Below are 26,931 nucleotides of genomic sequence, written 5' to 3' on the forward strand. Positions count from 1 at the left end.
GATTGTATTTGTCACCCAAGTACAAGATAAGTGGTTTTGGGGTTCTCTTGCTCTTGCCATCGCTGTGGTGGTGTTGCTGGTTTATTCTTGCGCCTATTATATAAACTTTAAATTTTGTATTTCAGATGAACACGAAATACTTCTTAATAAAGGCGTATTTAAAAAAGAACGACTTACCTTAAAATTTCTTCGTGTGCAAAACGTTAATATTGCCGAGCCTTTTTACTTTAAACCGCTCAAGTTAGTTAACTGTATATTTGATGCCGCAGGCAGTGCCAGTCAAGAGGCCGTGTTGCCGGGTGTAACAAATAAGTATGCTGAGCAATTACGCGAACGGGTTCTGGCTTTTAAAGAAGCAAAACAAAATCAACAATCGCCTGCGGACTTTGATGAGCAAAAAATTCACGATACAGCTATTACCTCAGAGCAAAGTTTAACCCTGAGTAATAAAGAAGTCGCAAAGTTTGGCTTGATATCTAACATGGCTATTTTGGCGTTAGCCGCTTTAGCGCCATTTATAAATGTCTTGTTTGATCTTTTAGAGCGAACGGTTATTTATCGTGTAGAGGCCTTTTATCAGCAGCAGGCGGGTGAATGGATTGATGCCGCGTTTGTTGCTGCTATTACATTGTTCATTGTTATAGTGGCTATAGCGGTGATGCTCTCGGTCGTGATGTCGTTAATTCGTTTTTATAATTATCAGCTTTATTTTCAAGGCGGTAAATTCAAACGCATTGCCGGGCTTTTAGAGCGCCACCAGTTATCAGTGAGTATTGATAAAGTACAATCAATCGTGATCAAACAAAACTTAGTGGCGCGGTTGTTAAAGCGTTATACCGTACAGTGCGCACAAGCAACCGGTGGCGCGTATGCAACGGGCGCTAAGAATAAGCAAAGTTTAGTGATGCCAGTACTTGATAAACAACAAGTTAACCAAGTTTGCCAGTGGCTTCACCCTTGGTTTGATATCCAAGAATTAGTATTTGAGCATGTTGAAAAAGCACTGCTGATAAAAAACCTATTCTTTTATGCAGTGTTGCCTAGCCTAACTATTTTTCTGTTATGTATTTTTAATCAAAATGTTAGTTTCACTTATCCGATAGTGAGTTTAGTTTTATTTAGCGTACTTGTATGGCTTTCGTATCGGCGTTACGGTTATTGCTTTGTGCCGTATCAAGGTCGTTACTATGGGGTTTTTCGTAGTGGCTTGTTAGGTGTGCAGTATCGCGCTTTTGAGCTTTATAAAGCGCAAAGTACACGTAGTATTAGTACGTACTTTATGCGTAAACGAGGCTTGAAAAGCTTGTCGATACAACTTGCACCGGGTACGGCTACACTGCCTTATATAAAAGCAGAAGTAGCAAATGAAGTGAACGACTTTGTTTTGTTCCAAGCTGAGAGCGAAACTCGGAACTGGATGTAACAAAATAAACATAAATATTTGTCAATTGCATTTATCTGTTTTGAAATCACTTTATACTCAGTGCCATCTCATCTTTTATTGCTGAGCAATAAGGATGTTGTGATGGTGCTTACACTCAGCTTAGCCACATTTTTTTATATTAGTGCTCATGTGTTATGTGCGCTGGCATAATAAAAGGTTACGAAGCTGTGGAGTCTTTATTATTGGTAGTTTGATCACGTTAGTTATGTATGGCGCTGGGTTAGGGTTTTATTATTCGTTGTAATAAGGTGCTTTAATTGTCAAAAGAGGCTCAAGTTATTTGAGCCTCTTAAATTTTAAGTGTTAGCGGGTGATTGACGTTTTTGTATACGGTTGCGTTGTGACTGTTTTTTACGTTTACGACGGGTAAACCATAAGTAAAAGCCAGTACCGGCTAGCCATACTGGGCTCAGACCAATAACGCACCATAGAATTTTGCTAATAAGCCCAGCAAAGTAACCAAAATGTAGCTTTCTAAAGCTATCGATGACTTTCCAGCCGATACCTACTTCACGAATATCCCAGTTAGCCATGTGCTCACCAGTTTGCTTGTTGTACGTTACAGTGTTTGCGTACTCACTCGCCAGCGGGTTACTACTATCAACTTCACCAAATAAAGTAATATTTTCATCCGGCTCTAAAGGCATCACTAAAAAGGTACCATTAAAAGTAGCAATTTGTTTTTTACTATCATCCAAAATAGTTTGAAAATTAATAGTGTCGCTATGCAGGTTTTCAGTCAGGATAAAGTGTTCTTCTTCAGCATGTTCAACCACTTCGTGATACCACACCGCCCAATTAAAGTAACCACCCGTAATCGCCAAAATCAAGATAATAGGCGAGCCAATCACTCCCGTCATTTTATGAATATCGCTTAGCACAATTTGCAGTGTTGCCTTCCATCGCACTGAAAATAACCGTTGCCAAAATTTACGATAAATAATCAGCCCAGTAATACCTAATATCAGCAGGAATATCGAAAAGAAAAACCCTAATACAGTGCCTGTTTGCCCAGGCAAGCTTTTTAGATCGTTGAGCAAAAAGGTGTAATGTAGTTCTAAAAACCAATCAGTAAAGTAATGACTAGTGCCAACCGGCTGCGATAATATTTCACCGGAGTACTGGTCAATATGGAATTTATACCAAGTGTCTGTGCCACGTTCGATAAGATAAACACGATCAGCCGTATCGTCGTTAAAAACTTCCCAGCTACCAATAACAAATGTAGGAAACGCTTTTTCGGTCGTTGTTATTAGGTTATCAAGGGGTTGTCGTTGTTTACTACTATCAACCACAAAGTGGCTATCGGGCATCAGTAAACCATCAATTTCGCTTTTGAAAACCAACACACTGCCAGTAATACTAATAACAATAAGCGGGATCAGTGCGCACAGAGCGATCCAGCTGTGAACTTTAAAAAGTGTTTTTCTCATAACTAGCTGATAGATTATTTATAATTTTTCATATGATAACAATTATCATATTTATTTCAATTTTAATGAAAAAATACTTATGTTTTAGCTTAAGTTGACACTGTATAGCTTTGTTTCCACCTTGAATATGCTTTTATTTTGTATCTAGTTGCTTATTAATTAGCAGACACTACAATGCTGCGGCTCAAGCAAAACATATAAAATCAAAAGTTTACATTTATTATTTGTTTTGTTTAACAATTTCTAACTTATTAATTAATTACCAACGAGCGAGGTTTGTCTTGGCGCATTATCTGCCGATTTTATCATCATTTATTTTAGTGTTTAGTTTTTTACCATTACTCAATAAAATTCGTAGAAATCGCAGTGTGTCGGGGGTGTCATTACTGATGATGAGCTTTGGTGTGGCGCAAAGTATTTATTTTATTGCTTTTAACGTCTTTTTTGAGCGTTACTACATGGTATTACCCTTTGTAGTGACGGGTAGTTTAAGTGGCTTGATTTTATACTACTTTGCTCGTTATAACGCTAAACGCCGCGAGCTAACTCTGCTTGTTGCTATGTTAGGTTTTTCAATGTTGCCATTTGCGTTGTTAGCTAACCCTGTGCTTGAAACGGCAACCTTATTAAATTGGCTTACTTTTGTGGGCTTGGTGATGAGCTCGGTGCGGGTTATGCCGCAAACCTATAAAACCTTAAAAAGTGGTGACATTAGTAACTTAAGCGCTGGTTATTTTAGTTTGCAATTTATTGCCGGCATTTGCGGGCTATTTGCAGAGCTTGCTATGGCAACACCAAGCACTTCGCATATATTAACGTTTGTGATGATTTTACTCACTAATGCAGCGCAGCTGGGGTGTATTCAATACTATAAACTTCGTCCTTCTATGGTTTAATATTATCTAAAAATTTAATATTATTTTTGCTTTGTTTGTGGCAGCTTACGGATCTCATCAACTAATAAATTGAGCAAGCGATGCAATTAACCATCCACCAAGTCGACGCGTTTACCAGTGAGTTATTTAAAGGTAATTATGCCGCCGTGATCGATTTAAATAATTGGCTCAGTGATGAGTTAATGCTAAAGATTGGCGCGGAAAATAACGTATCTGAAACTGCTTTCACTTGTCGTCAAACCGATGGCAGTTATGCAATTCGCTGGTTTTCACCATTAATGGAAATAGACTTTTGCGGCCATGCCACGCTTGCTGCTGCCTTTGTATTATGTGAACAATATAATTTAACAAGTGTTAAATTTCAGGCCGCTGCGGTGGGTGAATTACTCATTAATAAACATGATGATGGCAGCTTTGCGATGACTTTTCCAAAGCAAGCCCCTTGCAAGGTTGAAAATATCCCATCTGAATTACTTGATGGCTTATCTATACAACCTTTAAAGGTATTGAAAAACCAGCAAGCTTACTTTGCTATTTATGAAAGTGAGCAAGATATATATGATCTGAAAACCGATTCCAACTTACTGAAAAGATTATCTCCTCTCGACGTTGTCGCGACTGCAAAAAGCAGCCAATACGATTTTATATCTCGTTATTTTTGGCCAGCCAGTGGCGGTGATGAAGACTACGTTACCGGTTCAATTCATACCGGCCTTGCCCCTTATTGGGCGCAGCAGCTCGCAAAGAAATCATTAAGTGCTTATCAAGCGTCAAGTCGTGGCGGCCATATTCAATGTGATGTAGGCGAGCATACTGTAACCCTAACAGGACACGCTGTACGTTATATGCAAGGCACGATTTACCTGTAATAAAAAATTAATGATTATTCCCTTGTTAAATCAGTCACGCAGTATAAGTCTCTTTCAAGCCAACTCCTTAGGGGGCACAGGCACTTACTCTGCGTTGCTCCTTCTTAAAAGAGACTGCCATTGTTACAAATTAACGCCTAGGTATTAAGCCCCAGTGAAGCGCTGAGCTTTGTATCTAGCGAGGATATCAGCTTGGCATAGTCTAATTCATCTATAAAGTAATCTATTTCTCTAAATATGTCGTATTTGTAACAGTTGCTTACAAATGTCACGTTAATGTTTCATTTAGCTCTGTTATTATGCCCCTAGTAAAAAATTAAGAGTATTGATTATGCGGACAAATATTTTGAAGTGGATATTGCCTTTTGTTGTATTAGGCTTTGGTGTAGCTGGTTTTATGGGGATTAATGCAATAGCACAAGAGCCTAGTGAAAAAGAAGTTGTTGATACACGGCCTACAGTAAGGGTCGAAGCCGTCTCCGCCAATGATCATCAAGTTGTTATAAATAGCTACGGTGAGGTAAAACCGTTTGAAAACACGCGTTTGTCGGCGCAAGTATCTGGTGAGGTTGTGAGCTGGCATCCTAACTTTGTGGCTGGGGGTATAGTTGCCCGCGGAGAAACCTTATTTAGTATTGAAAAAGATAACTATGAAGCGGCGCTACTTCAAGCTCAAGCGGAGCTTGCACAAGCGCAATCTCTTCTTATTGAAGAACAAGCATACGCCAAAGTAGCCGAAGATGAAGCTAAGCGCTTTCCTAGTAAGGAGCGTACCGCGCTATTTTTACGTGAACCCCAAGTATTGAGCGCACAAGCGTCGGTTAAATCGGCGCTTGCCAGTATTAAACGTGCAAAGCGTGATTTAGACAATTGTGAAGTAACCGCCCCGTACGATGCACTGATAGTTAGCCGTGATATAGGCACTGGGCAGTACATTAATATGGGGGCGCAAATTGCTGAGCTTAATAATATCGAATCCGCTGAGGTGATCATCCCTATAGCTGGCTTTGATAGTGTATTTTTACCTGAACGCGTTAAAGGTATTACGGCAACCGTGACTAAAACTGGCATTCATGGCTTTAGTCGTGAAGCAAAAATAGACCGTGATTTAGGTGTTGTTGATAACGCTACGCGTATGAGTAGTTTAGTCGTTCGTATTGAGGATCCGTATGGCTTAGCTAAGCCGCAACCGGCAATTAAATTTGGCAGTTATGTACAGGTGAGCTTTGCAGGAGCATTGCTAGAAAATATTTATCGGTTACCGCAAGAGCTCGTTAATAATCAAACTGTGTGGATTGTTAATCAAGATCAGCAATTAGAGCCTCGTAAAGTAAAGGTTATCCGCGAAGAAGGGGAGTACTTTTACATTAGCGATGGGTTAGAAGCTGATGATCAGCTTGTAACCACACTGCCAGAATACCCGCAAAAAGGCATGGCTGTTAAAGTTGTCGGTATTCAAGATGGTGCTAGAGTTGCGGCACCTGACAATGCTGTAACTGAAAAATTATAAGGTAGGTAACGATATGAGTAACACCGAACTACCTAACCAAGATGCGACTAATAATAAACAAAGCGGCATAATTGCTTACTTTGCAAATAACTCTGTGGCCGCTAATTTGATGATGTTTTTTATTATCGTGATGGGGATTATTAGCTTTTTCACTATTCAGCGACAGATGTTTCCAAATATTGAAATTAATTATATTACTATTACTGCAAACTACCCAGGTGCTTCCCCACAAGAAATAGAAGAAAGTATTTTAATTAAGGTTGAAGAGTCTTTAAAAGATATTACCGAAATTGAAAAAGGAGTGTATCGCGCTTTTCGCAATCTCGGCAGTGCTCAACTTGAGATCAGCACTGACGCAGAACTTACTGATGTACTTGATAAAGTTAAACTTCGTGTTGACAGTATTGCAACTTTTCCTGCAGGAATGGAGCCCGTTACGATAAGTCAGATAGAGTTTCGCCAAGATGTTATAGGTATGACATTAGTCGCTGATTTACCACTAACTGAACTTAAGCATATAGCTAATCAAGTTGAAGATGAATTATTACAGCTTTCAAATGTATCGCTGGTAGTAAACGATGTTCCCCTTGATGAAATTGCCATTGAAATCGAACCTGATACCTTACGACAATACAACCTAACGTTGACTGATGTAGCTGATGCAGTACGTCGTTATTCGGCTAACTTTTCAGCAGGACAATTAAAAACAGACTCGGGAGTTATTTCTGTTCGGGTTGAGAACCAACTTTATTCAGGTGAGGAATTTCGCCAAATTCCAGTTAAAATAGGTGAAAATGGCGCAAAAGTACTATTGCAAGATATCGCCGTAATTAAAGATCAGTTCACTGAGGGTGAACGCTATTTTAAATTTAACGGTGAAAATGCGGTTTATATGTCGGTTAAGGCAACTGAAGAGCAAAGTATTATTCCGGTTGCGGATTCAGTTAAGGCATTTATTGAGCAAAAAAATAAGCAGCTACCGCCAGGTGTCCGGTTAGAACCATTAATGGATATGACTTACTACCTTAACGCGCGCTTGGATATGATGATAACTAACCTATTCCAAGGGGCTATTTTGGTTGCCATTATGTTATCCATATTCCTGCGCTTTAAACTTGCTTTATGGGTAATGATTGGTCTGCCTGTATGCTTTTTAGGCGCCATGATGATGATGCCGATGTTTGGAGTCACCATTAATATTCTATCACTGTTTGCCTTTATTATGGTGCTGGGGATAGTGGTGGACGACGCCATTGTCATCGGCGAAAGTGCTTACACCGAAATAGAGAAAAAAGGCGGTGGTGTCGTCAATGTCGTTAATGGTGCTAAAAAAGTGGCTACTCCTGCTACCTTTGGCGTATTAACAACAATCGCGGTATTTGCCCCATTTACGTTTTCGGATGGCCCTGAAGGTGCTTTCTTCTACGGTATTGCTGTAGTCGTTATGTTGTGCTTAGTATTTAGCTTAATAGAATCGAAACTTATATTACCGGCACATATTGCGCATACGCACTTTGCACCAATTAAGGCTAATAGTTGGCGAGCTCGTTTTAATAGGCATTTTTTCGGCTTTGTGAACGGCCCATATAAACGTTTTATAGTACGCTGCGTAGAGTGGCGTTGGGTCGTCATGTTTATATTTATAGCACTATTAATTGTCACGTTTGGACTTATTTCATCTAACCAAGTGCGTACTGGTTTTATGCCAAAAATACCGCATGATTTTCCACAAATAAATTTAGAGATGAACGATAATGTCTCTGATCAGCAAACCATTGACGCTATTCGAGAAATAGAAGCCATGGTAATCGCTATTGATAAAGACACCGAACGTGAATATGGCCAAAAGCTAATCAGAGACGTATTAGTATTTAATCAAGAGCGTACTGAAGCGATGTTACTTGCGCCATTAGTTGAAGAAGACTTACGTCCTTATAATGCGTTTGAATTATCACGGCGCTGGCGTGAAGTAATGCCTGATATTGCAGGTGTAAAATCACTCACTATTTATGATGATGTTAATAGCGGCGGTGGTAGCGGTGGAGTCAGCAATGATGGCGAATTTGGTTACCTATTATTTGGCTCTGATATTGATACCTTAAATGATGCAGGTCGGCGTTTTATTCAGCTATTACAACAGCAAGAAGGCTTATTTGATATTAGCTCGACGATTGATCCTGCTAGCAAAGAAGTACAAATGAGCTTAAAGCCCGTTGCCTATGATTTAGGGCTAGATTTAGCTGCAATTGCTAATCAAGTTGGCGCAAGCTTTTATGGGGGCGAAGCGCAACGCGTTATTCGCGGCGGCGAAGAAGTACGAGTAATGGTACGTTACCCCAAATTGACTCGTGAAGCATTTTCGTCATTAAAACACGCTGTAATTACGACACCACAAGGGCAAGAAGTATTACTGGGTGATGTGGTTGAGTTGACTGAAAAAGCAGGCATTAGCTATGTTCGCCGCGAAGGTGGCTATCGTACAGTGTATGTATACGGCAACATCGATGAAGAAGTCATTGAACCAAATGAGGTCATTAAGCAAGTTAAAGAAAAGTTATTGCCACAGCTTAAAGAAGAGTTTCCAAGCGTTAAATCAGAGCTAGGTGGTGCAATTGAAGAGCAACAAGCCCAGGCGAATGATCAAGTTATGTTTTTTGCTGCGGGCATGATTATGGTTTATATATTACTCGCTGTTCCGCTAAAAAGTTATGCACAACCATTAATTGTAATGTCGGTTATCCCATTTAGCTTAACGGGTGCTATTTGGGGGCATTTTTGGTTTGATTTAGATATAACCTTAATGTCTGGGTTTGGCTTAATTGCAGCAGCCGGGGTGGTGATAAACGACTCTTTAGTTATGACTGATTTTGTCAATCAAGCGCGCCGTGAGGGCGTAGCGATTAAAGATGCTGTTATTGAAGCGGGTTGTGCGCGCTTTAGGCCTATTTTATTAACCTCAATTACCACCTTTGCAGGTGTATTACCAATTATGTTTGAAACGAGTCTACAGGCTAAATTTGTTATCCCAATGGCGGTCGCGCTTGGTTTTGCGGTGATGTTTGCTACTTTGATTACACTGCTTTTAGTGCCGTGCTTATATATGATATTAACCGATGTGGGCGGAGTATTTAAAAAAGGTTTTGCAAAAGTTAAAGGCATATTCTCAGCTAAAAAGAACGCGCCAGCAAACAGCTAGTTTGTTGGAAAAAAGCGAATAATAGACTCGGTTAAAAAGCCAGTGCCATCGCACTGGCTTTTTTAAGTGTTAAGTATTGGTTTTTTATGGCGATTACATTCTTTTGTTTGATTTGTAATAATGGCCAAATTATACTTCAGCTAGTTTTGGCAAACTAGCTGAAAGGTTAGGACGCAAAGTTTCCGGTCTAAGGCTTTATGTAACAGTAAAGCTAAGATAACGGAGCCGCTGTACAACGAGTTTTTCTTCGTGTTGTATATCAATCGTCCTACTAATAAAGGTCTTTATTTTTACTTACTAAAAGTATTACAGCCTAAAACAGGCCATAGATCGTTGTAGACCTTGGCTTGGCAACAAGTTTTGCATTAACTGTTTCCCCCTAATGCTATTTTAGCATTGTTTTGGCCCACTCACTTGAGTGGGCTTTTTTCTGCGTATTTAAAATTATGATAAACTCAGTTAATCATAATTTTAAATTGGTTTATCTGTGGCTCAAACAAACTTATTGTCTTTACTTGAAAACTCCCCTGTTGCGCGAAAAAAACAGCACACATTATCAACACATCAGCAATCTCGGATAGATAACTACTATTGGATGCGTGACGATAATCGCCAAGACCAAGAGATACTAACGCACTTAAAAGCTGAAAATGATTATTGTGAAGCTCAACTCGCGGCTATTTCACCGCTAAAAGAACAAATTTTTACTGAGTTAAAAGGGCGTATCGTTAAAGACGATAATACCGTGCCAGTTAAAGACGGCCAATATTGGTACCACAGCGAAGTGCGCGGTGATGATGAATATGCGCGCCACTACCGCAGTACTAATATGCAGGCATCTGATAAAGCATTACTACTTGATGTAAATGCCCAAGCCGAAGGCTTTGAATTTTATGAGCTTGGCGATATAGCGGTTAGCCCTAATGAGCAACTGTTGGCTTATTCTGATGATACTGACGGCAGACGAATTTACACTGTAAAATTTAAGCATATTAATGATGATAAACAGCTTGCAGACGTGCTTGAAAACACGGAAGGCGAAGTGGTGTGGGGTAATGACAATAAAACTGTTTTTTATGTCAAAAAAGATGCTCAAACCTTATTGGGCTTTCAAGTGTATCGCCATATATTGGGCACTGAACAAGCAAAAGACGTATTAGTATATGAAGAGCACGATCGCAGCTTTTACATGGGGTTAGGTAAAAGTCGCGACGAAAGCTTAATTATTATTGATTTGGCTAGCACGCAAACTAACGACACTTGGGTGCTTGATGCTAATCAACCGTTAGGTAAATTTAAACAGTTAATAGCGCGCGAAGACGATCACGAATTTGATATTGATAAGCTGGGCGATACTTATTATATAGTGAGTAATTGGCAGGCCAAAAACTTTAAATTAATGACGGCAACAGCACAAACAATTCATAATAAAGCTCAGTGGCAAACCCATACTGAACACCGTGAAAATGTGCTACTTGAAGGAGTCGAGATATTTAACGACTACCTAGTACTTACCGAGCGCGAGCAAGGCCAAATTCGCTTTGTGGTGGTTAATAAAGATCAGCAACGTTTAGTACTTAAATTTGAAGATCCTTGCTATTACGCTGCTATTGCAGTTAACCCTGAGCCGAATGCCCGCTTTGCGCGGATTTACTACTCAAGCTTAACTACGCCAGGTTCACTATATGAGGTTGACTTAAGTAATGGCGCTAAGAAACTATTAAAACAGCAACAAGTATTGGGTGATTTTAACAGCCTAAATTACGCCTCAGAACGCATGTTTGTGACCGCCCGTGATGGCGAGGAAGTACCCGTATCACTTGTTTATCGTAAAGATTGCTTTAAAAAAGATGGCACCAATCCGCTATTACAATATGGCTATGGTGCGTACGGTATTACTATTGATCCGAGCTTTTCGGGCAGCTCCCTAAGCTTGCTCGACCGCGGCTTTGTATATGCAATAGCTCATGTCAGAGGCTCTGAAATGCTGGGTAGGCAATGGTATGAAAACGGCAAAATGCAGCATAAACAAAATAGCTTTAGTGACTTTATTGATGTTACAAAAGCATTAGTGAACCAAAACTACGTAGCAAAAGATAAGGTATTTGCATCTGGTGGCAGTGCGGGTGGCTTATTAATGGGCGCAGTGGTTAACCAAGCACCCGAGCTATATTTAGGGGTTGGCTGCCATGTGCCATTTTTGGATGTACTAACCACCATGCTTGATGAATCAATTCCGCTTACCACTAATGAATATGACGAGTGGGGGAATCCTAACGACGCTGAATATTATAATGTTATTTCTAACTATTCACCGTATGACAATATTAAAGCCCAAGCCTACCCTAATATTTTAGTGACTACCGGTTTACACGACTCGCAAGTGCAATATTGGGAGCCGATGAAGTGGGTGGCGAAAATGCGCGAATATAAGACGGACGATAATATTTTAGTGTTTAAAACAGATATGGATGCTGGTCACGGCGGCGCATCAGGAAGGTTCAAAAGCTTAGAAGAAAAAGCCCTCGAAATGGCATTTTTTATTGCGCTTATAAATTAGCTGCAAGATTACAAACTGTATTAAGCTTGAATGACGCACTGCTATATAAAGGTTATTTATGTTTGCAGCGCATGGAGAGTTTAATATTTTTTCTCAGCCGCCCATCATGTGTGAGGGCTGGTGGGGAGTGGTAATAATGAAGGGATAACCTCATTAACCAATAAGGTTATCCAAGAGTTGAGTGCATGTTCCAAAAGAGCTATAAAAGCATATTGGTAATATTATCAATAAACTTCTATGCAATGGGGCTTATTATACCTTCTAAACAGCCTTTATATCTTCTTGATAAATTTAAGTAAGTATCATTTTTAAGTTTTACTTTGTAATCGCCACTGTCAGTTGGCATAAGTTCTGTAATGGCTTGTTTTCTGACTAGTGTTGAACGGTGAATCCGTATAAAACCCTCAGGCTCTAATTGTTGTTCAATGTTTTTCATTGTTTCGCGATGTAAAACTGGCGCGCTCCCTTCAACAAAATGTAGCTCTACGTAGTTTCCGGCACCATTCACCCAAACAATGTCTTTAATATCGATTAAGCGTACTTTACCTACGTCTTTTACAATAATATGTGACGATGGCAGTTGAGTGTGTTCTTCATCAGTATTTTGTTGGTACTTTTGCTCAGCAGCGCTGGCGACTGGGCAAAGGTGAATGAGTTTTTCGAAGCACTTCTCTATTCTGGAGGTAGTTGTATCAGTTGTTAAAAAGTCTACGGCTCCCACTTCAAAGGCAAAGTTTGCAAAGTGCCCCGACTTAGCAATAATCACTAACTTTAATTTTTTAGCAAGATCAGTTAAATGTACGATTTGAGTTGGATCAGAGAGATCTGTCAGTTCATAAAATAATACATTATGTTGCAAGGTATCTATTTGGTCTAAGGGTTTATCCGGTATATGAAGTTGAGAATTAAAATGCCGATGTGCCTGCACATTCTGTGTTAAAAATGTTGCAAACTTTGCAGTGCTAATGTGTGTTAATGCATGAAACGAAGCAATCATCATAATGTATCTCCTGCTGTCTATAACGATAAAGACCGTGAATTTGAGAAAAGATGTGACCAAAAACGATTTTTTATTAATAAAAATAAAAGCAGAAGTCTTTTACCCCACCAAACATGCCCTTTATACCCAATAAAAAGCCGACTGAATAAACCTTATAGAGTTTTAAACTTATTCTCCTTAATGTTGCAATTCTTGTAACTAACTAGTTACAAAAGTAACAATTAAGGGGAATTAGTATGAGTAAAATAAATAATAAAGGTGCACGAACTTTTAAAAAATCGTCGCTAACAGTGGCTTTAAGTAGCGCCATACTGGCTGGCTTTTCGTTTCAAGGTTTTGCTGCGGAAGATGACGAAATAGAGAAAATTGAACGAGTGCAAGTAACAGGCTCGCGTATTCGCTCAGCAGAGGCTATGTCATCTGCACCAATACAGGTGGTAGATAGCACTGCTATTGATGCATCTGGTTCATTAAATATTCAAGATTTACTACTGGATAATCCAGCATTTGGTTCACCGGCTATTAGCCGTACCAACTCAAATTTTAGTACAGCCAGTGCGGGTGTTGCTACCGTTGATTTACGTAATTTAGGCTCTAACCGTACCTTGGTATTAGTTAACGGCCGTCGCTATGTGTCAGGTATACCAGGTAGTTCAGCGGTAGATTTAAATACTATTCCGAGTCAATTTATAGAACGTGTTGAAATTATGACTGGTGGTGCATCATCAGTTTATGGTTCTGACGCGGTTGCTGGTGTTGTTAACTTTGTACTTAAAGATGACTTTGAAGGTATTGAGTTTGATGGTCAATATGGTGAGTCGAGTGAAGGCGATGACGAGTCTCGTCAATTTAACTTTACCTCAGGCTTATCAAGTTCAGATGGCAAAGGCCAAGCGATGTTTCATTTAGGCTATTCTGATCAAGGTGCGGTATTTTCTCGTGACCGAGAGCGTTCAGCGGTAGACCAATTTTCAGGGATTTACTTTGAGGATGATCCCGTTGCAAACCCAAATTCGATATTTGATACGGTAAGCCCGTTTTTATCTTCATTCCCGTCACAAGGGCGCTTTAACGCGGGTGATAAAACATTTACCTACGATCCAACTAATAATCTACAAGACAACTTTAGCACCAATGGCGGTGACGGAGTAGCCGCAAACGGCTTCAACCGAAGTGGTGTACGTACCATTGCAATACCTACCGAGCGCTACTTATTTGCATCAAATGGTAGCTATGAATTAAACGACAAGCATAGCTTTTTTTATGAAGGTACTTACGCAGCAACCACAACCGTTTCTGAATTAGAGCCGTTCCCGTTTGCTTCTGATGATATTTATGCAAATGGCCAAGTACCTATTGAATTTAATGTAAACGGCGAAATATTACGTAACGCCTTTGTACCAGATGATATCTATAACGCTGCAACTGACACCGATGGTGATGGCATGCGTGATATCTTTTTTGCAAAACGTTTGAGCGATATCGGTAATCATGGAGCACGAGCAGAGCGTGATACTTTTCGTTTAGCTCTTGGTTTGCAAGGTGAAATAGCGGATGGATGGTTTTACGATACTTACTATGTATATGGTAAAACAAAAGAGCAACAAGTTTCAGGCGGTTTAGTAAACGTACAAAGCTTCCGCCAAGGCTTAGAGGCCGTTATTGATAGCCAAGATTTAGATGGTGATGGTATTAATAACGAGGCTATCTGTATTGATGCAACAGCTCGTGGGTTTAACTGTGCACCAGTAGATATTTATGGTTTTAATTCGTTGTCACAAGGTGCAGTTGATTTTGTAAGTGCCCCTAGCTCGCTAGCTACATCGGTTGAGCAAGAGATCATTGGTGGTAATATTTCAGGTGATTTATTTGAATTACCAGCAGGTGTAGTGGGTATTGCTGCTGGTTTTGAATACCGTGAAGAGTTCTCTCGTAGTGAGTTTGATGCACTACAGCAAGCTGGTCTTAATGCGGGTAATGCAATCCCAGCAACAGAAGGTTCATTTGATGTAACTGAGTACTATGTTGAGGCAAATATCCCCGTACTCGATTCTGTAACGATGAATGCCGCAGTGCGTCTATCTGATTACTCAACAGTTGGTAATACCGAAAGTTGGAATGTGGGTGTTGATTGGGAAGTAATGGATAGCCTACGTTTGCGTGCTACGCGAGCTCGTTCTACACGGGCACCAAATATTGATGAGTTATTTTCTCCACCTTCGCAAACATTCCCAAGTGGTTTAAACGATCCTTGTTTAGGTGTCACGAATAGTGGCAGCGGGGCAGCTGGTGATGCATGTCGTGCAGATGTAGGTGTTAGTGCTAATATTGCAGCAAATGGTGAGTTCGCACTTAACCAGTCTGACTTACAAGGTATTAGTGGCTTTAACCGTGGTAATCCAGAGCTAAAAGAAGAAGTGGGCGACTCTGTTACTGTCGGTGTCGTATTTACACCAGAAGAGCTGATTTCGGGCCTTGATATAACACTTGATTACTTTGATATTGAAATTACAGATGCTATTGTATCAACACCTCGTCAATTTATACTTGATCAATGTTATGGCGGTGGCGATAACAGCTTTTGTGATTTTGTAACTCGACGCAGTGGTCCTTCAGGTAATAACAGTGCAGGCTCGCTTGAGTTTATCGACAGTGGTGTATCAAATAGTGGTGGTTTAGGAACTGAAGGTGTTGATTTAACATTAACATACGCTACAGACATTGGTCCTGGTGCGTTTAGAACTCGCCTAGCATACACCTACTTAATAGACGCTTACAGTATTCCACTTCCTGGTGCTGATAAAGATGAATTTGCTGGTGAAATTGGCGCATCAGAGCACAAAGCTAACTGGAACTTTGGCTATAAACTTAATGATTTTGATTTTAACTGGAGCTTAACTTACATTGGTGAAGCTGACTTTGATGATCAATTCTTAAGTGGTTTTGGTATAGCCCCAGGCGGTGTAGGTATTGGTTCTGTTACGTATCATGATGTACAAGTAAGCTATCATATTAATGATTCGGTGGAGTTATATGCGGGTGCGAATAACTTATTTGATAAAGAACCTCCGCGTATATTGTCAGGTGTAAGTGGTTCAAGCACAGGTACTGAAACCGATGCCGGAACTTATGACCCAATTGGTCAATCATTTTACGTCGGGTTTAGAAGCAAGTTCTAACTGATAGAGCAATCATATTATTGATACCTAATTAATTTCGTTCACAAAGCCCCAGCAACTACAGGGGCTTTTTTATTGCAAAAAAATGAGTAGGGCAAGTGATGCTTTTATCCCAAGATATAGGTATTTTGCCCACTTAAACCAAAAACAACGCCACTGGTAACAGTGGCGTTGTTTAATATGGGGAGGCGGCTAATATAGTAACCGAATCGCTTAATTATTTAACGATTTTCCCTATTTGTGCCCTCATTATTGAGGGTTTTTTTTGCTTAATTTTAATCTAAGTAAGCTTTTAACATCCACACCAGCTTTTCTTGCTCTTTAATGTAATCACTCATTAATGACGCCGTACCTTCATCGTCAGCATCGCCTGCTTGCACTAGAATATCGCGCTGCATTTTGATAAGGCTACTGTAGCCCGCTAATAGATTTTCTACTGCGGTGACGCCATCACTAATACCTTTGGCTTCTTTAATTTCACTGACTTCTAAGTAATCTGAAAATGCATGCAGTGGGGCACCATCAAGGGTTAAAATACGCTCAGCTACTTCATCTACTTTTTCAAGTAATAGGTTATAAATTTCTTCAAACTTAACGTGCAACTCAAAAAAGTTACGGCCTTTGATATTCCAATGGAAGCCGCGTGCATTCATATATTGAATTTGATAACTGCTTAATAAGGTATTGAGTGACTTTACGATATCTTCACTTTTAGCACTGTTAAGACCAATAGCGTTTACCTGTGACATATTTCTCTCCTTAAATAACCGTTAAGATGTTTACATTTAGTATTGTCTATTAATTCACTTTCGTAAAATGGTTAAAACAAATTAGGGTGATAGTTTTAATCAATCACCCTATATTAGATGGGGTCTGCTTTGTAAAAAACCACTATTAGCGGTGTAGATAATAAAAAAACCATATAAAGTATGATCTAACGCAACATTAGCGACTTGTTTTGCATATGATTGCAGTTATTACGGTGTGGATCGTAGTAAGTTAAGGCGGTGACTACTTTTTAAGTAGTAATTCAGTGATGTAATTCATTACTTGTCGTGAATAAATCATACTGGTGTGGCTTAAGTGAAATACCTTGTGTTCAGCCATACCATTAATTTTTGTTTCGTTAAGGAGTACCGTACCATCTGATTGACTGCCTTTGGCGATTAAAGGCATAAGGCCAATAGGTAAGTCGCCCGCAATACTGTATAACTTAGCGTTAAAAGGCCAGTCACCATTTTCGGAAAGTAAAAAATCGACACTATTTTTTAAAAATACATCAAAGCCTTTTTGCTGCATTTTTTGCGCAATATGGCTGCCTTTATGTGGTGTACCTAAAGTAATTACTTTTTCAACATTTTGGCTTTGGAGTGAGCCTTCAGCAAGGTATGCTCGCGCCACAAGCCCTCCCATTGAATGGCACACAAGGGCAGTGCTTTTATTATCTATAAAAGTATCAAGCTGTTCAAAAATAGCTGCGCGATCAGGATACAGTGTACTATAAGTAAGATTGAGGATATTCACCCCAGACTTTTCGAGTTGTGAACATAAAGGGCGCATTACAAAGCCCGACATATACAAACCATGTAATACCACAACTTGTTTAACAGTCATATACCCTCTTAATTTAGTGAATCTAGCATTACATTAATTGTACAGGTTTTATTTCAATATTAGCTGAATCAGAGCTTACCCATACATCACCATCCTGGATAGTAATAGTTAGTGATATATTACGGTCAACTAACTCTGCTAGTGATTGTGTTGCAGCAAAGTCTAAACTAAAAATGCTCAAATTTTTAAAGTCGTGCAGTTTTGGTTGATATTTTTTCCACCAAACTGCCTGGTTATTTTCACCATAAGTATACAGCACTACATTTTTAGATTTATTACAGGCTTTTTTAACGCGTTTTTCATCAGGTAAACCTAGCTCAACCCATAGTTCTATTTCATTGCTATAATTTTTATGCCAAATTTCAGGCTCATCGTCAGCAGATAAGCCTTTAGTAAACTCAAGCCCTTCACACGCATTTAGTGCATAAGCAAGTAAACGTACCATTAAGCGTTGTGCGTTTTCAGATGAATGCTGCGCCAACGTTAAATTAAAGTCTTGGTAAAGGTGGCGGTCCATATCGCTTAGCGATAATTGCGCTTTGATGATAGTAGATTTAAGAGCCATAGCGACCTACTTGAAAAAAATTTGCGTCAGTATAGCGCAATTTTCTTTGCAGATTATGCTTTTAAATAGATAACTATAGTAAGAAGGAAAAGGGATGAAATAAAGAAAGCTTAATCGTATTTATAGCTCGTGACTGAGCATATTAAGCTTTTATACAAATAGGCGCGTGTTAATGCATATAATCTGCATCAACACACGCTGCACTTTTAACGTTAATTATTCGCTATCACGTGACATACTTAGTATGCGGTCACGTAATTGCTCATCTTGTTGCGCTTGTTGTGCAATAACGCTGTATTCTTCAACACTTAAACCGGATTTTTTTACCGCTTCAAGCATTTCACTTTGTGCTTGTTGCTGAATTTCCTGCGCTTTCTCGGTATCTTCAACGCCCTGAAATTTAGCTTCGTACTTGCTATTTATTTGACTGATTGAGTCCATAGCCATACTGAATTTTAATAATTTAGCGTCACTCATCTCAACCGATTGCTGTTGCATTTGTTGTGGCGCACCTGAGTTGGCATTGGCCATACCTGCAGCAGTAGATAAAGATAATGCGGCGATACATAGTGCAATAGTGTTCTTTTTCATAGATGTTACTCCTTTTAGTTGAGTTCATTAATAGGGTGCGAAGAGTGTGCCAACTTGTATGTTTTAGTTAAGCTGTTGATTTTAATGTTTTTGTTGTTTGCTTTATATAGTGTAACTTTATTGCAGTAAGGTTGTTGTGTATACTATTGACACACATTAGGAGGGGTTGTGACAAATTTAACCAGTTTTCGCCATTTGCATCGTGGTAGCTTGCAACGTAGCTTATTGTTTTTTGTTGTATTACCTATGTTATTACTAGCCGGGTTAGCCATTCGTTTTGGCTTGACGTTCACCAATGAGTTAGTCACAACGAGTATGCGTACAGATTTAGAGCTAATAGGGCGTGCCATACGTATACCTATTAGCGACGCGTTATTAAATCAAGATACAGATGCTATCAATGCGCATTTGGAGTCGGTATTTACTATTGGTCGAGTATATGGTGCTTCGATTTACGACGTTGATGGTCGATTAGTGGCTGCCACTGGAGTGATTGAGCGTGATTTAACCGATAGTCAACTCGCCTCAGAAGTCGTGAGTACCGGCCAGCAGCAGGATGGTTATCGCTCAGTATCAGGGCAATCCTTATTTTCTCATTTTTTACCAATTATTAATCGAAGTGGTCAAATTCACGGCTTATTACAAATTAGCCGTAAGGCTAGTGACTTTGAAAAATCACTGGCAAAATTGTCTACTTTAGCTTGGTTAAGTTGGCTGGCTTTGGCGTTACTCAGTTTATTAATAATGTGGCGTGGCCATAAACGAGTGATTGGCCATCCAATTAATGAACTAGTCACTAGTATGCGCCGTGTTGCCAGCGGCGATAGACGTTACCGGGCGCCACCACAGGGACCTATTGAGCTACAAGAGGTAACTAAAGGGTTGAATCATATGCTTGATGAAATCAATACCACAGAACGGCAACTTAAAGAGCAAGAAACTATGGCTGCAATTGGCCAGGTGGTCAGTGGTGTGGCCCATGAATTAGGTGCCCCATTGAGTGTCATTGATGGTCGTGCACAACGGTTATTGCGCCAGCATCCAGATGCCGATAGCCAACGGCAATTAAAGGCTATTCGAGGGCAAGTTTTACGCCTTAACCACATGGTAAAGCAACTACAAGCATTTGCACATACGCCCATAGCAAATTGGCAGCGTATTGCTTTATTATCACTGCTGCAGCAAGCTGTTCAAAGTATTAGTTATGAGTTACAAGATGAAGAAAAACTACCCGAAATACAACTTCCTTGCCCTGAAATTATTCTCCATGTAGATATACCTAGACTGGAACTAGCGATTGTTAACGTGTTAAGAAATGCGAGTCAAGCCGCCACAAGCCAAGTTGTGATTATATCGGAAAAACAACAAAATGAACTCTATATTCGTATTCAAGATGATGGCACAGGTTTAACAAAAGGCCTTACTAGTGAGCAAATGATGAATCCTTTCGTATCAACTAAACCACAGGGTAAAGGCACGGGCCTGGGGCTGGCTATTGTCCAGCAAATAATGCAGGAGCATCATGGGACGGTTAACTTAAAAAATAACCCCGCTGGTGGCTGCGAAGTAACCTTAACTTTACCTCTTACTGAGCAGGATATTCATCAATGAGCAGCTTTTCACCTTACCGAGTAGCTATAGTGGAAGATGATCCCGATTTACTCGAATTATTACAAGAAGAACTAGTCAGCCAAGGTTATAAAGTGACAGCATATGGTTGTGCCGAAGATTTCCTTGGTAGTCTTGAAGAGCTGATGTTTGATCTAGTTATTAGCGATATACGACTTCCAGGTATTGATGGTATGCAGTTGTTGCAGCGTTTAAAGCAGCAAGCAGAGCCACCCGCATTACTACTCATTACTGCTTTTGGTACTGTACGCCAAGCGGTTAACGCCTTAAAACTGGGGGCTGATGACTTTTTGACAAAACCGCTTGATCTAGAACATTTGGCTTTATCGGTGCAGCGCTTATTAGCGCATAAAGCGTTGCGTACAGAAGTACAACAACTTAGGCAGCGTCAAGAAGATGGTCCAGCTGGTTTGGTTGGTAAAAGTCGCGCTATGCGCCGCTTATATCAACAAATAACACAAGTTTCGACTGCGCAGGGGGCGGTACTTATTTTAGGAGAAAGTGGTACAGGGAAAGAGCTAGTTGCACGGGCAATACATCAGCAAAGTCCACGCAGCGAGCAACCTTTCATTGCTGTTAACTGTGCAGGGATCCCTGCCGAACTAATGGAAAGTGAGTTTTTTGGTCACGCAGCAGGTGCCTTTACCGGTGCACGTCAGCAACGTTCTGGGTTATTTAAAGAAGCCGATGGTGGAACATTATTACTTGATGAAATTGCAGAAATGCCATTACTATTACAGGCTAAATTATTACGTGTACTGCAAGAGGGCACTATTCGCCCTGTGGGGAGCGATCAGGAGTTGCGTATAGATGTGCGCATTCTTGCTTCGACACATCAAAATTTAGAGATGGGTGTTGTTGCAGGCACTTTTCGTGAAGATTTATTTTACCGCCTAGAAACCTTCAATTTATCAGTGCCGCCACTACGTGATAGAGGTGATGATTTAGAATCACTAGCGATGTTTTATTTACAGCAATTACAGCAAAAGCAGCCACGTGATGTACAGGGGTTAAGTCAAGATGGTCTGGATTGTTTATATCGTTACCCGTTCCCAGGTAATGTTCGAGAGTTGCAAAATGCGCTAGAGCGAGCTTACACCTTTGCCACTGGTCGAAATATTGAACCTGTAGACTTGCCTGCACGAATCCATAGTTATCAACCTGAGATAAGTGTAAGTGATCAGCAGGTAACCACTCGCTGGCCAACCTTACAACAGTTACAGCAAAGTTATGTACAGCAAGTGTTGCAGCATACCCAAGGTAACAAGCAGCAAGCCTCTCAGTTACTCGGGATCACTCGGCGCACCTTATATCGTTGGTTAGAGCAAGCAGAGCCTGAAAGCCGCAGTGACGAGTAATTTGTTTTCTACTCTTTTTTGGGGGAGACTGGAGTTAATGCGTATTTTATACATCATATACCAACGATATCGCAAAAAAAATCAACTAATTTAATCATGCCGGTTCCTTGATTATCCAATCGTTCTTGGTCCAAAGGACGGATCTCGGAACAGGCATTTAGTTCAATTTATTAAATGTGATTCAGGTTGATTAAGGAAAACCTAAAAAGAAATAGCCATGCCAACACTAATAGCTTCATTCTTTATTGTGACACCTTGATGACTCTCGGCTTCCATTGAAGACAACTCACCAGAGACTGTATATATATCCCATAACGTATGGTAAACACCGAGACTAGCTTTTGTCTGTTTCTTGACCTGTGCTAACGTGTCTACACCAGCAAGATCTACCTTTGAAACACCGTAATTGAAGCCTAACTTCGTCGCACCAAGCTTATGAGTTATTTGCGTAAACCAACCTGAGCTATCTCTTGGAGTGCCAGTAACATCAGCCGAGTCTATTAGTAAACCATAGTAACCGAGTCCAGAAGCATCAAACGCTGAGATTGCTAAACGCGTGTTGTCAAATTGCAGTGCAGCAGTAAGGTCGATTCCGCTAGCAGAGTAATCATCATCGACTGTATCCACAGATTGATTATAAAAAGAGCTAGAAATATAGCCATTGGAGAAGGTGTATTTTAATCGACCATGTACACCAGGCCTCTCGGAACCAGAATCCCCTACATAGCCATTGCCGCCAAAACTGACTGAATCAAGTGCTTGAAATATACCTATATCTGCAAGAAGTCCATTATCAAATGACTTGCTGTAGGTAATTTGTGACAAGCGATCACTAAATATATAGCCATACCCAGCAGCACCTAGACTGGTATTTAGTGGACTTCTAATTGAAGCTGTTGCCCCAACCCCTCCAAGAGCCATATCCTCGAGAACGACATCTAGACCAAATATTCCATAGTCACGGCCTGCTTTCAAAATGCCAAATTCACTATTACCTACGGTGAAGAATGCTCGATACGCTTTGTTGTCGCCATTACCATTAAATGCGCTGTTATCAGTAGTGCCAGGTTCAATAGCAAGAACGACATTGATATCGAAGCCATTACGTTGAGTGGCCGCTGAAAACTGAAAGCTTGCAGGGCTATATCCATTAGAAACCGAGGTTGCATCATCACCAGAGCATAACAAGGCATTTCCTGCAACGCTCCCCCCTGAATCATCGCAACTTACATATACCGCGTGAGTATTTATTGTTCCGTGAAAGTTAAAATCCCAAGCTTGCTCAGTTTCTGCATGACTTTGTGCGCTAACTAGCGCTGAGGCTAGCAAAGTTAAATAACCTGTTGTTTTAATTAATCGCATGAACTTGCCCTTATTAGTTTTATTTTAGTGACATATCTCTATCAGAGACAAGATAGATAGCACTAACTATGCCAATAGGGGTATAAATGTTAATACCTTGTTTTTAGTGGTTATTTCATATCATTTAATTTACATTTATGATGAATATAATCATCATTTATTATTTTTGATGAAATTAAGCATCATATTCTATGGTGATTTTATTGACTAATATATAAGTTTTACTTTTTTATCATGTGCTTATGTGAATTGTGAAGGTTGGTACGTAGATTGCTAATGTTAATAACTATTAAAAAATGTTTATATTAAGGTAAGTGGATGAGTTTCGAAAATGTTCAAATCTTCAAAACTGCTCGTCGATTGTTAACAGGTGAAAATTCGAGTTATTTATTACCTAAAGAAATGCTTAGTTTGAAAATTAAGCGTCCTCTTATAGTGACTGATCGAGGCGTCTTGAAAGCAGGGCTTATTGAACCAATTATAACGTTGCTCAATGCCAATGGTATTGCAGATATCTTCATTTATAGTGATATTTCGGCAGAGCCTGAGACTCACATTGTACAAGCATGTTGCAATACCTTCGATCAGAATCTGTGCGATGGCGTTATCGCAATTGGCGGTGGAAGCGCTATGGATACTGCGAAAGCAGTGGCTGTATTCAGTGGTGAAACCAAACCGCTGACGGAGTTGTTTGGTGAAGATAATGTTGCGGTGCGAACGATACCGTTAATTTGCATGCCAACGACAGCAGGTACGGGATCTGAAGTCACTAACATATCCATCTTGTTAGATGTTCAAGCGGAGCTCAAAAAGGGCATAGTTAGCAATGAACTACTGCCAGATGTTGCAATTGTAGCGCCTGAGCTAACTTTGAGTTGCCCCGCATCAGTAACCGCAGCAAGCGGGGTTGATGCCTTAGTTCATGCTGTTGAAAGTTTTCTCTCTAATTTCTCTTCTGAGATTACAAGGTCATTATCTATCGGTGCAATTCCAATGATTATTGAGGCCTTACCGATTGTTTATAAAGATCCAGACAATATCCAGGCGCGTGAAAAAATGGCTACTGCTAGTCTGATGGCTGGCCTAGCTTTTGGTAATGCAGGAGTCGGCGCGGTACATGCCCTGGCGTACCCTTTGGGGGGGCAGTTTCACTTATCGCACGGAGTAAGTAATGCACTTATGTTCTCTCATGTTATGAGATGGAATTATTCAGCTTGTCCAGAGAAATTTAGAGACATTGCTATAGCAATGGGGGCGAACAACGCGATTAGTTTAGCAGACTCTGGAGGCTATGTTGTCGAAAAAATTGAATCTTTATGTGAAGCCGTTGGAATTCCAAAGAGACTTCGTGATTACGCAATTGAACAAAAGGATATAAGTGAATTAGCCAATGCCGCCAGTGGCGTTACGCGCTTGTTGCGCAACAATCCACGAGAACTCAGTGTGCAAGATATTGAAGCCATTTATACAGAAGCTTTTTAAGGGGTAAGTTATGGCATTATGGAAGAGGCGAGTCGCAGGGGATGAAGCACCATTTTTCTCACTAGGTCCTTTTAAAGTTCGTTTACCATTTATTCATTATCGTTTTGAATGGCCGGATTATCTGCAAGGGCTGCTTATGTGCGCTGTCGATTTAGCCGCTATTTCACTGATGACTGAATTGCTCGGCATGCCATTTGAGGCCGCACTTGCAATTGTTATGATTAATGGCTTTTTCTATTTATTACATCACTTATTGGGAGACCCCGTCGTGCCTGGCTGGATCACACCAGCCATCCCTCTTTTAATGATCTATGTGTCGACATTTCCGGAAGGTGAGGCTCGGATCCATGCTTTGATTGCGTTCCAGATGATGCTCGGTTTGTTCGCTATGCTGCTAGGCGCATCTGGAGCGGCAAAACGTGTTGTTCATATTATACCAAGTGCAATTAAAGCCGGGGTAATTATGGGCGCTGGCCTTGCTGCTGTTGCTGTTGTATTTAAAGAAGGCGGGCGATTTGAAACTTACCCATTCACGATCACTATCGCGGTAGGCATCGCCTTTTACCTTATTTTCTCTAAGCACTTCGCTGGGTTGAAAGAGCATCATTGGAGCTTTCGCTTTATTGGCAACCTTGGCGTGTTCCCAATAATAGCTTTGGCAATCATTATTGCCCCCTTATTCTCTGAAGCGCCATGGCCTGATATTGAGTGGGGAATTACAAAACCCGATTTTGTCACGATGTTTACTGAATACACAGTGTTTGGTGTGGGCTTTCCGCCAATAATAATGTTTCTGACTGCAATTCCAACGGTTCTCGCTGCTTATATTGTGCTGTTCGGTGATGTACTGCAAAGCAAGTCAATCTTAGAAGAGGCAGATGAAGCTCGCCAAGATGAAAAAATTGATTACGACCCTGATCGCGCTCATATGATTTTTGGCGCTCGTAATCTAGGGATGAGTATTTTAGGTCCTGATGTTGCGATGTGTGGCCCTTTATGGGCAGCTATGCATGTGGTTATCGTGGAAAGATTCAAACAAGGTAGAAAAGCGATGGACTCCATATTTGGGGGCGCGGGCTCATTCCGCTTGGGAACCAATACTGGGCTTCTGCTATTGCCGGTGGTCAGTTTGGTGCAACCAATTTTAGGTATCGCGCTGGCATTAACATTATTAATTCAAGGTTACGTTAGTGTTCGAATTGGAATACAAGAAGCTCGTTGCGACAGCGATCTGGGGATCGCAGGGGTGATAGCTGGAATACTTGTTATTAAAGGTGCTACTTGGGCATTTGCAGCGGGCATATTGCTTTGTTTTTTAATTTACGGCTGGCGTTTACGTGAAGGAAAAGACAGTAAAGAGAGGAACAAAAGCAATGTTTCTTGATGAAAACTTGCAGCGAGTGATAGACGCCATGAGTGATGGTGTTTATATCACAGACGGCTATGGCGTAACTGTTACTGTAAATAAAGCGTATGAACGCATTACAGGACTTAACAAGCGGAGCCTCGTTGGCAAACACATGTCCGAAATTGTGAAAGCGGGTTTCATTTCTCGCTCGGTCTCTCTTGAAGTGCTAAAAGAGCTTGGAGCCGTGACCATTGTGCAAACCATTGGAAATGACCACCAAATCTTTGTTTCGGGCACGCCAATGCTTGATGCACAAGGTCGAATTGAATATGTCGTCACTACCGTCAGAGATATCACCGAACTATTAAAGGCAAAAAGAGCAGAAGAAAAGCTAGAGCAAATATTTAAACTACGAGAGCACTATGGTGCTTCAGTAGAAAATGCAGTTAACAAATCGTCCTTTATCATTAGTCGAAATACTAAAGCCTGTTATGACTTGGCAAAAAAAGTAGCCACCTCCAGCGCAAAAATAATCATTCAGGGCGAAACGGGGACAGGAAAAACACTGCTGGCAAGCACAATTCATGAATACAGCAAGGTATGTGATGGTCCGTTTATTGAGCTTAATTGCGCCGCAATGCCTGAGTCATTACTAGAGGCTGAACTTTTCGGCTACGTACCAGGGGCCTTTACTGGCGCATTGAATAAAGGCAAAACAGGGCTATTAGAAGCTGCCAACAATGGCACTCTATTTCTCGACGAAATTGGAGATCTGCCCCTTAGTTTACAAGCAAAACTACTTAAAGTGATAGCTGAGCAGCGCTTTATTCCCGTGGGTGGCACTGAGTTTAAAAATACCAATTTCCGTTTGATTTCGGCAACGCATCACGATCTC

The 26,931-nt window shown here is 40.5% G+C and carries 19 protein-coding genes and 1 riboswitch; of the genes, 12 read left to right on the forward strand and 7 right to left on the reverse strand.

Annotation, left to right across the window (positions count from 1 at the left end):
• Nucleotides 1-1,423, forward strand: a 1,423-nt coding sequence (locus ACT3RM_RS08300; RefSeq protein WP_444511357.1) for a PH domain-containing protein, incomplete at its 5' end; no start/stop codon positions are given.
• Nucleotides 1,424-1,740: 317 nt separating this feature from the next.
• Here the strand turns inward: ACT3RM_RS08300 and ACT3RM_RS08305 are convergent.
• Nucleotides 1,741-2,877, reverse strand: coding sequence for a PepSY-associated TM helix domain-containing protein (locus tag ACT3RM_RS08305; RefSeq protein ID WP_441994515.1), 1,137 nt, complete (start codon nt 2,875-2,877; stop codon nt 1,741-1,743).
• Between the two features lie 281 nt (nt 2,878-3,158).
• Between ACT3RM_RS08305 and ACT3RM_RS08310 the strand changes: the two genes are divergently transcribed.
• The 5 genes from ACT3RM_RS08310 (at nt 3,159) to ACT3RM_RS08330 (ending at nt 11,908) form a co-directional block, all read left to right on the forward strand.
• On the forward strand, nt 3,159-3,773 hold the full coding sequence (locus ACT3RM_RS08310; RefSeq protein ID WP_441834891.1) for a hypothetical protein: 615 nt from the start codon (nt 3,159-3,161) through the stop codon (nt 3,771-3,773).
• Nucleotides 3,774-3,853: 80 nt separating this feature from the next.
• A complete protein-coding gene (locus tag ACT3RM_RS08315) occupies nt 3,854-4,642 on the forward strand; it encodes a PhzF family phenazine biosynthesis protein (RefSeq protein WP_441834892.1) in 789 nt (262 codons plus the stop codon).
• A 331-nt stretch (nt 4,643-4,973) separates the two neighbouring features.
• Nucleotides 4,974-6,152: an efflux RND transporter periplasmic adaptor subunit gene (locus ACT3RM_RS08320; RefSeq protein WP_441834893.1), complete on the forward strand. Its 1,179-nt coding sequence runs from the start codon at nt 4,974-4,976 to the stop codon at nt 6,150-6,152.
• 13 nt (nt 6,153-6,165) lie between these two features.
• Nucleotides 6,166-9,348: an efflux RND transporter permease subunit gene (locus ACT3RM_RS08325; protein ID WP_441994514.1), complete on the forward strand. Its 3,183-nt coding sequence runs from the start codon at nt 6,166-6,168 to the stop codon at nt 9,346-9,348.
• A gap of 138 nt (nt 9,349-9,486) precedes the next feature.
• Nucleotides 9,487-9,581: riboswitch (cyclic di-GMP riboswitch) on the forward strand.
• A 254-nt stretch (nt 9,582-9,835) separates the two neighbouring features.
• Entirely contained in the window at nt 9,836-11,908 is a 2,073-nt protein-coding gene (locus tag ACT3RM_RS08330) for a S9 family peptidase (RefSeq protein WP_441994513.1), read from the forward strand.
• A gap of 235 nt (nt 11,909-12,143) precedes the next feature.
• On the opposite strand, the gene ACT3RM_RS08335 is transcribed toward ACT3RM_RS08330, so the two are convergent.
• Complete coding sequence (locus ACT3RM_RS08335; protein ID WP_441994512.1) at nt 12,144-12,908, reverse strand: LytR/AlgR family response regulator transcription factor; 765 nt, start codon at nt 12,906-12,908, stop codon at nt 12,144-12,146.
• Between the two features lie 236 nt (nt 12,909-13,144).
• On the opposite strand from ACT3RM_RS08335, the gene ACT3RM_RS08340 reads away from it, so the two are divergent.
• Nucleotides 13,145-16,087, forward strand: coding sequence for a TonB-dependent receptor domain-containing protein (locus ACT3RM_RS08340; protein WP_441994511.1), 2,943 nt, complete (start codon nt 13,145-13,147; stop codon nt 16,085-16,087).
• 275 nt (nt 16,088-16,362) lie between these two features.
• On the opposite strand, the gene ACT3RM_RS08345 is transcribed toward ACT3RM_RS08340, so the two are convergent.
• The 4 genes from ACT3RM_RS08345 to ACT3RM_RS08360 form a co-directional block, all read right to left on the reverse strand.
• Nucleotides 16,363-16,836, reverse strand: a complete 474-nt coding sequence (locus ACT3RM_RS08345) for a Dps family protein (RefSeq protein WP_441994510.1) — start codon at nt 16,834-16,836, stop codon at nt 16,363-16,365.
• A gap of 262 nt (nt 16,837-17,098) precedes the next feature.
• The gene (locus ACT3RM_RS08350) at nt 17,099-17,701 is read right to left on the reverse strand and encodes a lipase family alpha/beta hydrolase (protein ID WP_441834897.1); all 603 of its coding nucleotides are present in this window, start codon (nt 17,699-17,701) and stop codon (nt 17,099-17,101) included.
• 28 nt (nt 17,702-17,729) lie between these two features.
• Complete coding sequence (locus ACT3RM_RS08355) at nt 17,730-18,266, reverse strand: YaeQ family protein (RefSeq protein WP_441836469.1); 537 nt, start codon at nt 18,264-18,266, stop codon at nt 17,730-17,732.
• Between the two features lie 216 nt (nt 18,267-18,482).
• Nucleotides 18,483-18,857, reverse strand: coding sequence for a DUF4168 domain-containing protein (locus ACT3RM_RS08360; protein ID WP_441836470.1), 375 nt, complete (start codon nt 18,855-18,857; stop codon nt 18,483-18,485).
• Between the two features lie 168 nt (nt 18,858-19,025).
• Here ACT3RM_RS08360 and ACT3RM_RS08365 point away from each other — a divergent pair, with 168 nt between their 5' ends.
• Complete coding sequence (locus ACT3RM_RS08365; protein WP_441836471.1) at nt 19,026-20,468, forward strand: sensor histidine kinase; 1,443 nt, start codon at nt 19,026-19,028, stop codon at nt 20,466-20,468.
• Entirely contained in the window at nt 20,465-21,844 is a 1,380-nt protein-coding gene (locus ACT3RM_RS08370) for a sigma-54-dependent transcriptional regulator (RefSeq protein ID WP_441994509.1), read from the forward strand. Before ACT3RM_RS08365 ends, ACT3RM_RS08370 begins: the two co-directional genes overlap by 4 nt.
• Nucleotides 21,845-22,045: 201 nt before the next feature.
• Here ACT3RM_RS08370 and ACT3RM_RS08375 read toward each other — a convergent pair whose 3' ends face one another.
• On the reverse strand, nt 22,046-23,206 hold the full coding sequence (locus tag ACT3RM_RS08375; protein ID WP_441994508.1) for a porin: 1,161 nt from the start codon (nt 23,204-23,206) through the stop codon (nt 22,046-22,048).
• 318 nt (nt 23,207-23,524) lie between these two features.
• Between ACT3RM_RS08375 and ACT3RM_RS08380 the strand changes: the two genes are divergently transcribed.
• The 3 genes from ACT3RM_RS08380 to ACT3RM_RS08390 all read left to right on the forward strand — a co-directional run.
• Nucleotides 23,525-24,688 carry an iron-containing alcohol dehydrogenase gene (locus tag ACT3RM_RS08380; RefSeq protein WP_441994507.1) on the forward strand — a complete coding sequence of 388 codons (1,164 nt, stop codon included), beginning with the start codon at nt 23,525-23,527 and terminating at the stop codon, nt 24,686-24,688.
• Nucleotides 24,689-24,698: 10 nt separating this feature from the next.
• Entirely contained in the window at nt 24,699-26,072 is a 1,374-nt protein-coding gene (locus ACT3RM_RS08385) for a hypothetical protein (RefSeq protein ID WP_441994506.1), read from the forward strand.
• On the forward strand, nt 26,062-26,931 hold an 870-nt coding region (locus ACT3RM_RS08390), incomplete at its 3' end, for a sigma 54-interacting transcriptional regulator (protein ID WP_444511358.1). The genes ACT3RM_RS08385 and ACT3RM_RS08390, both read left to right, overlap by 11 nt.

The organism is Pseudoalteromonas sp. AOP7-A1-14 (assembly GCF_052376275.1).
Lineage (GTDB): Bacteria > Pseudomonadota > Gammaproteobacteria > Enterobacterales > Alteromonadaceae > Pseudoalteromonas.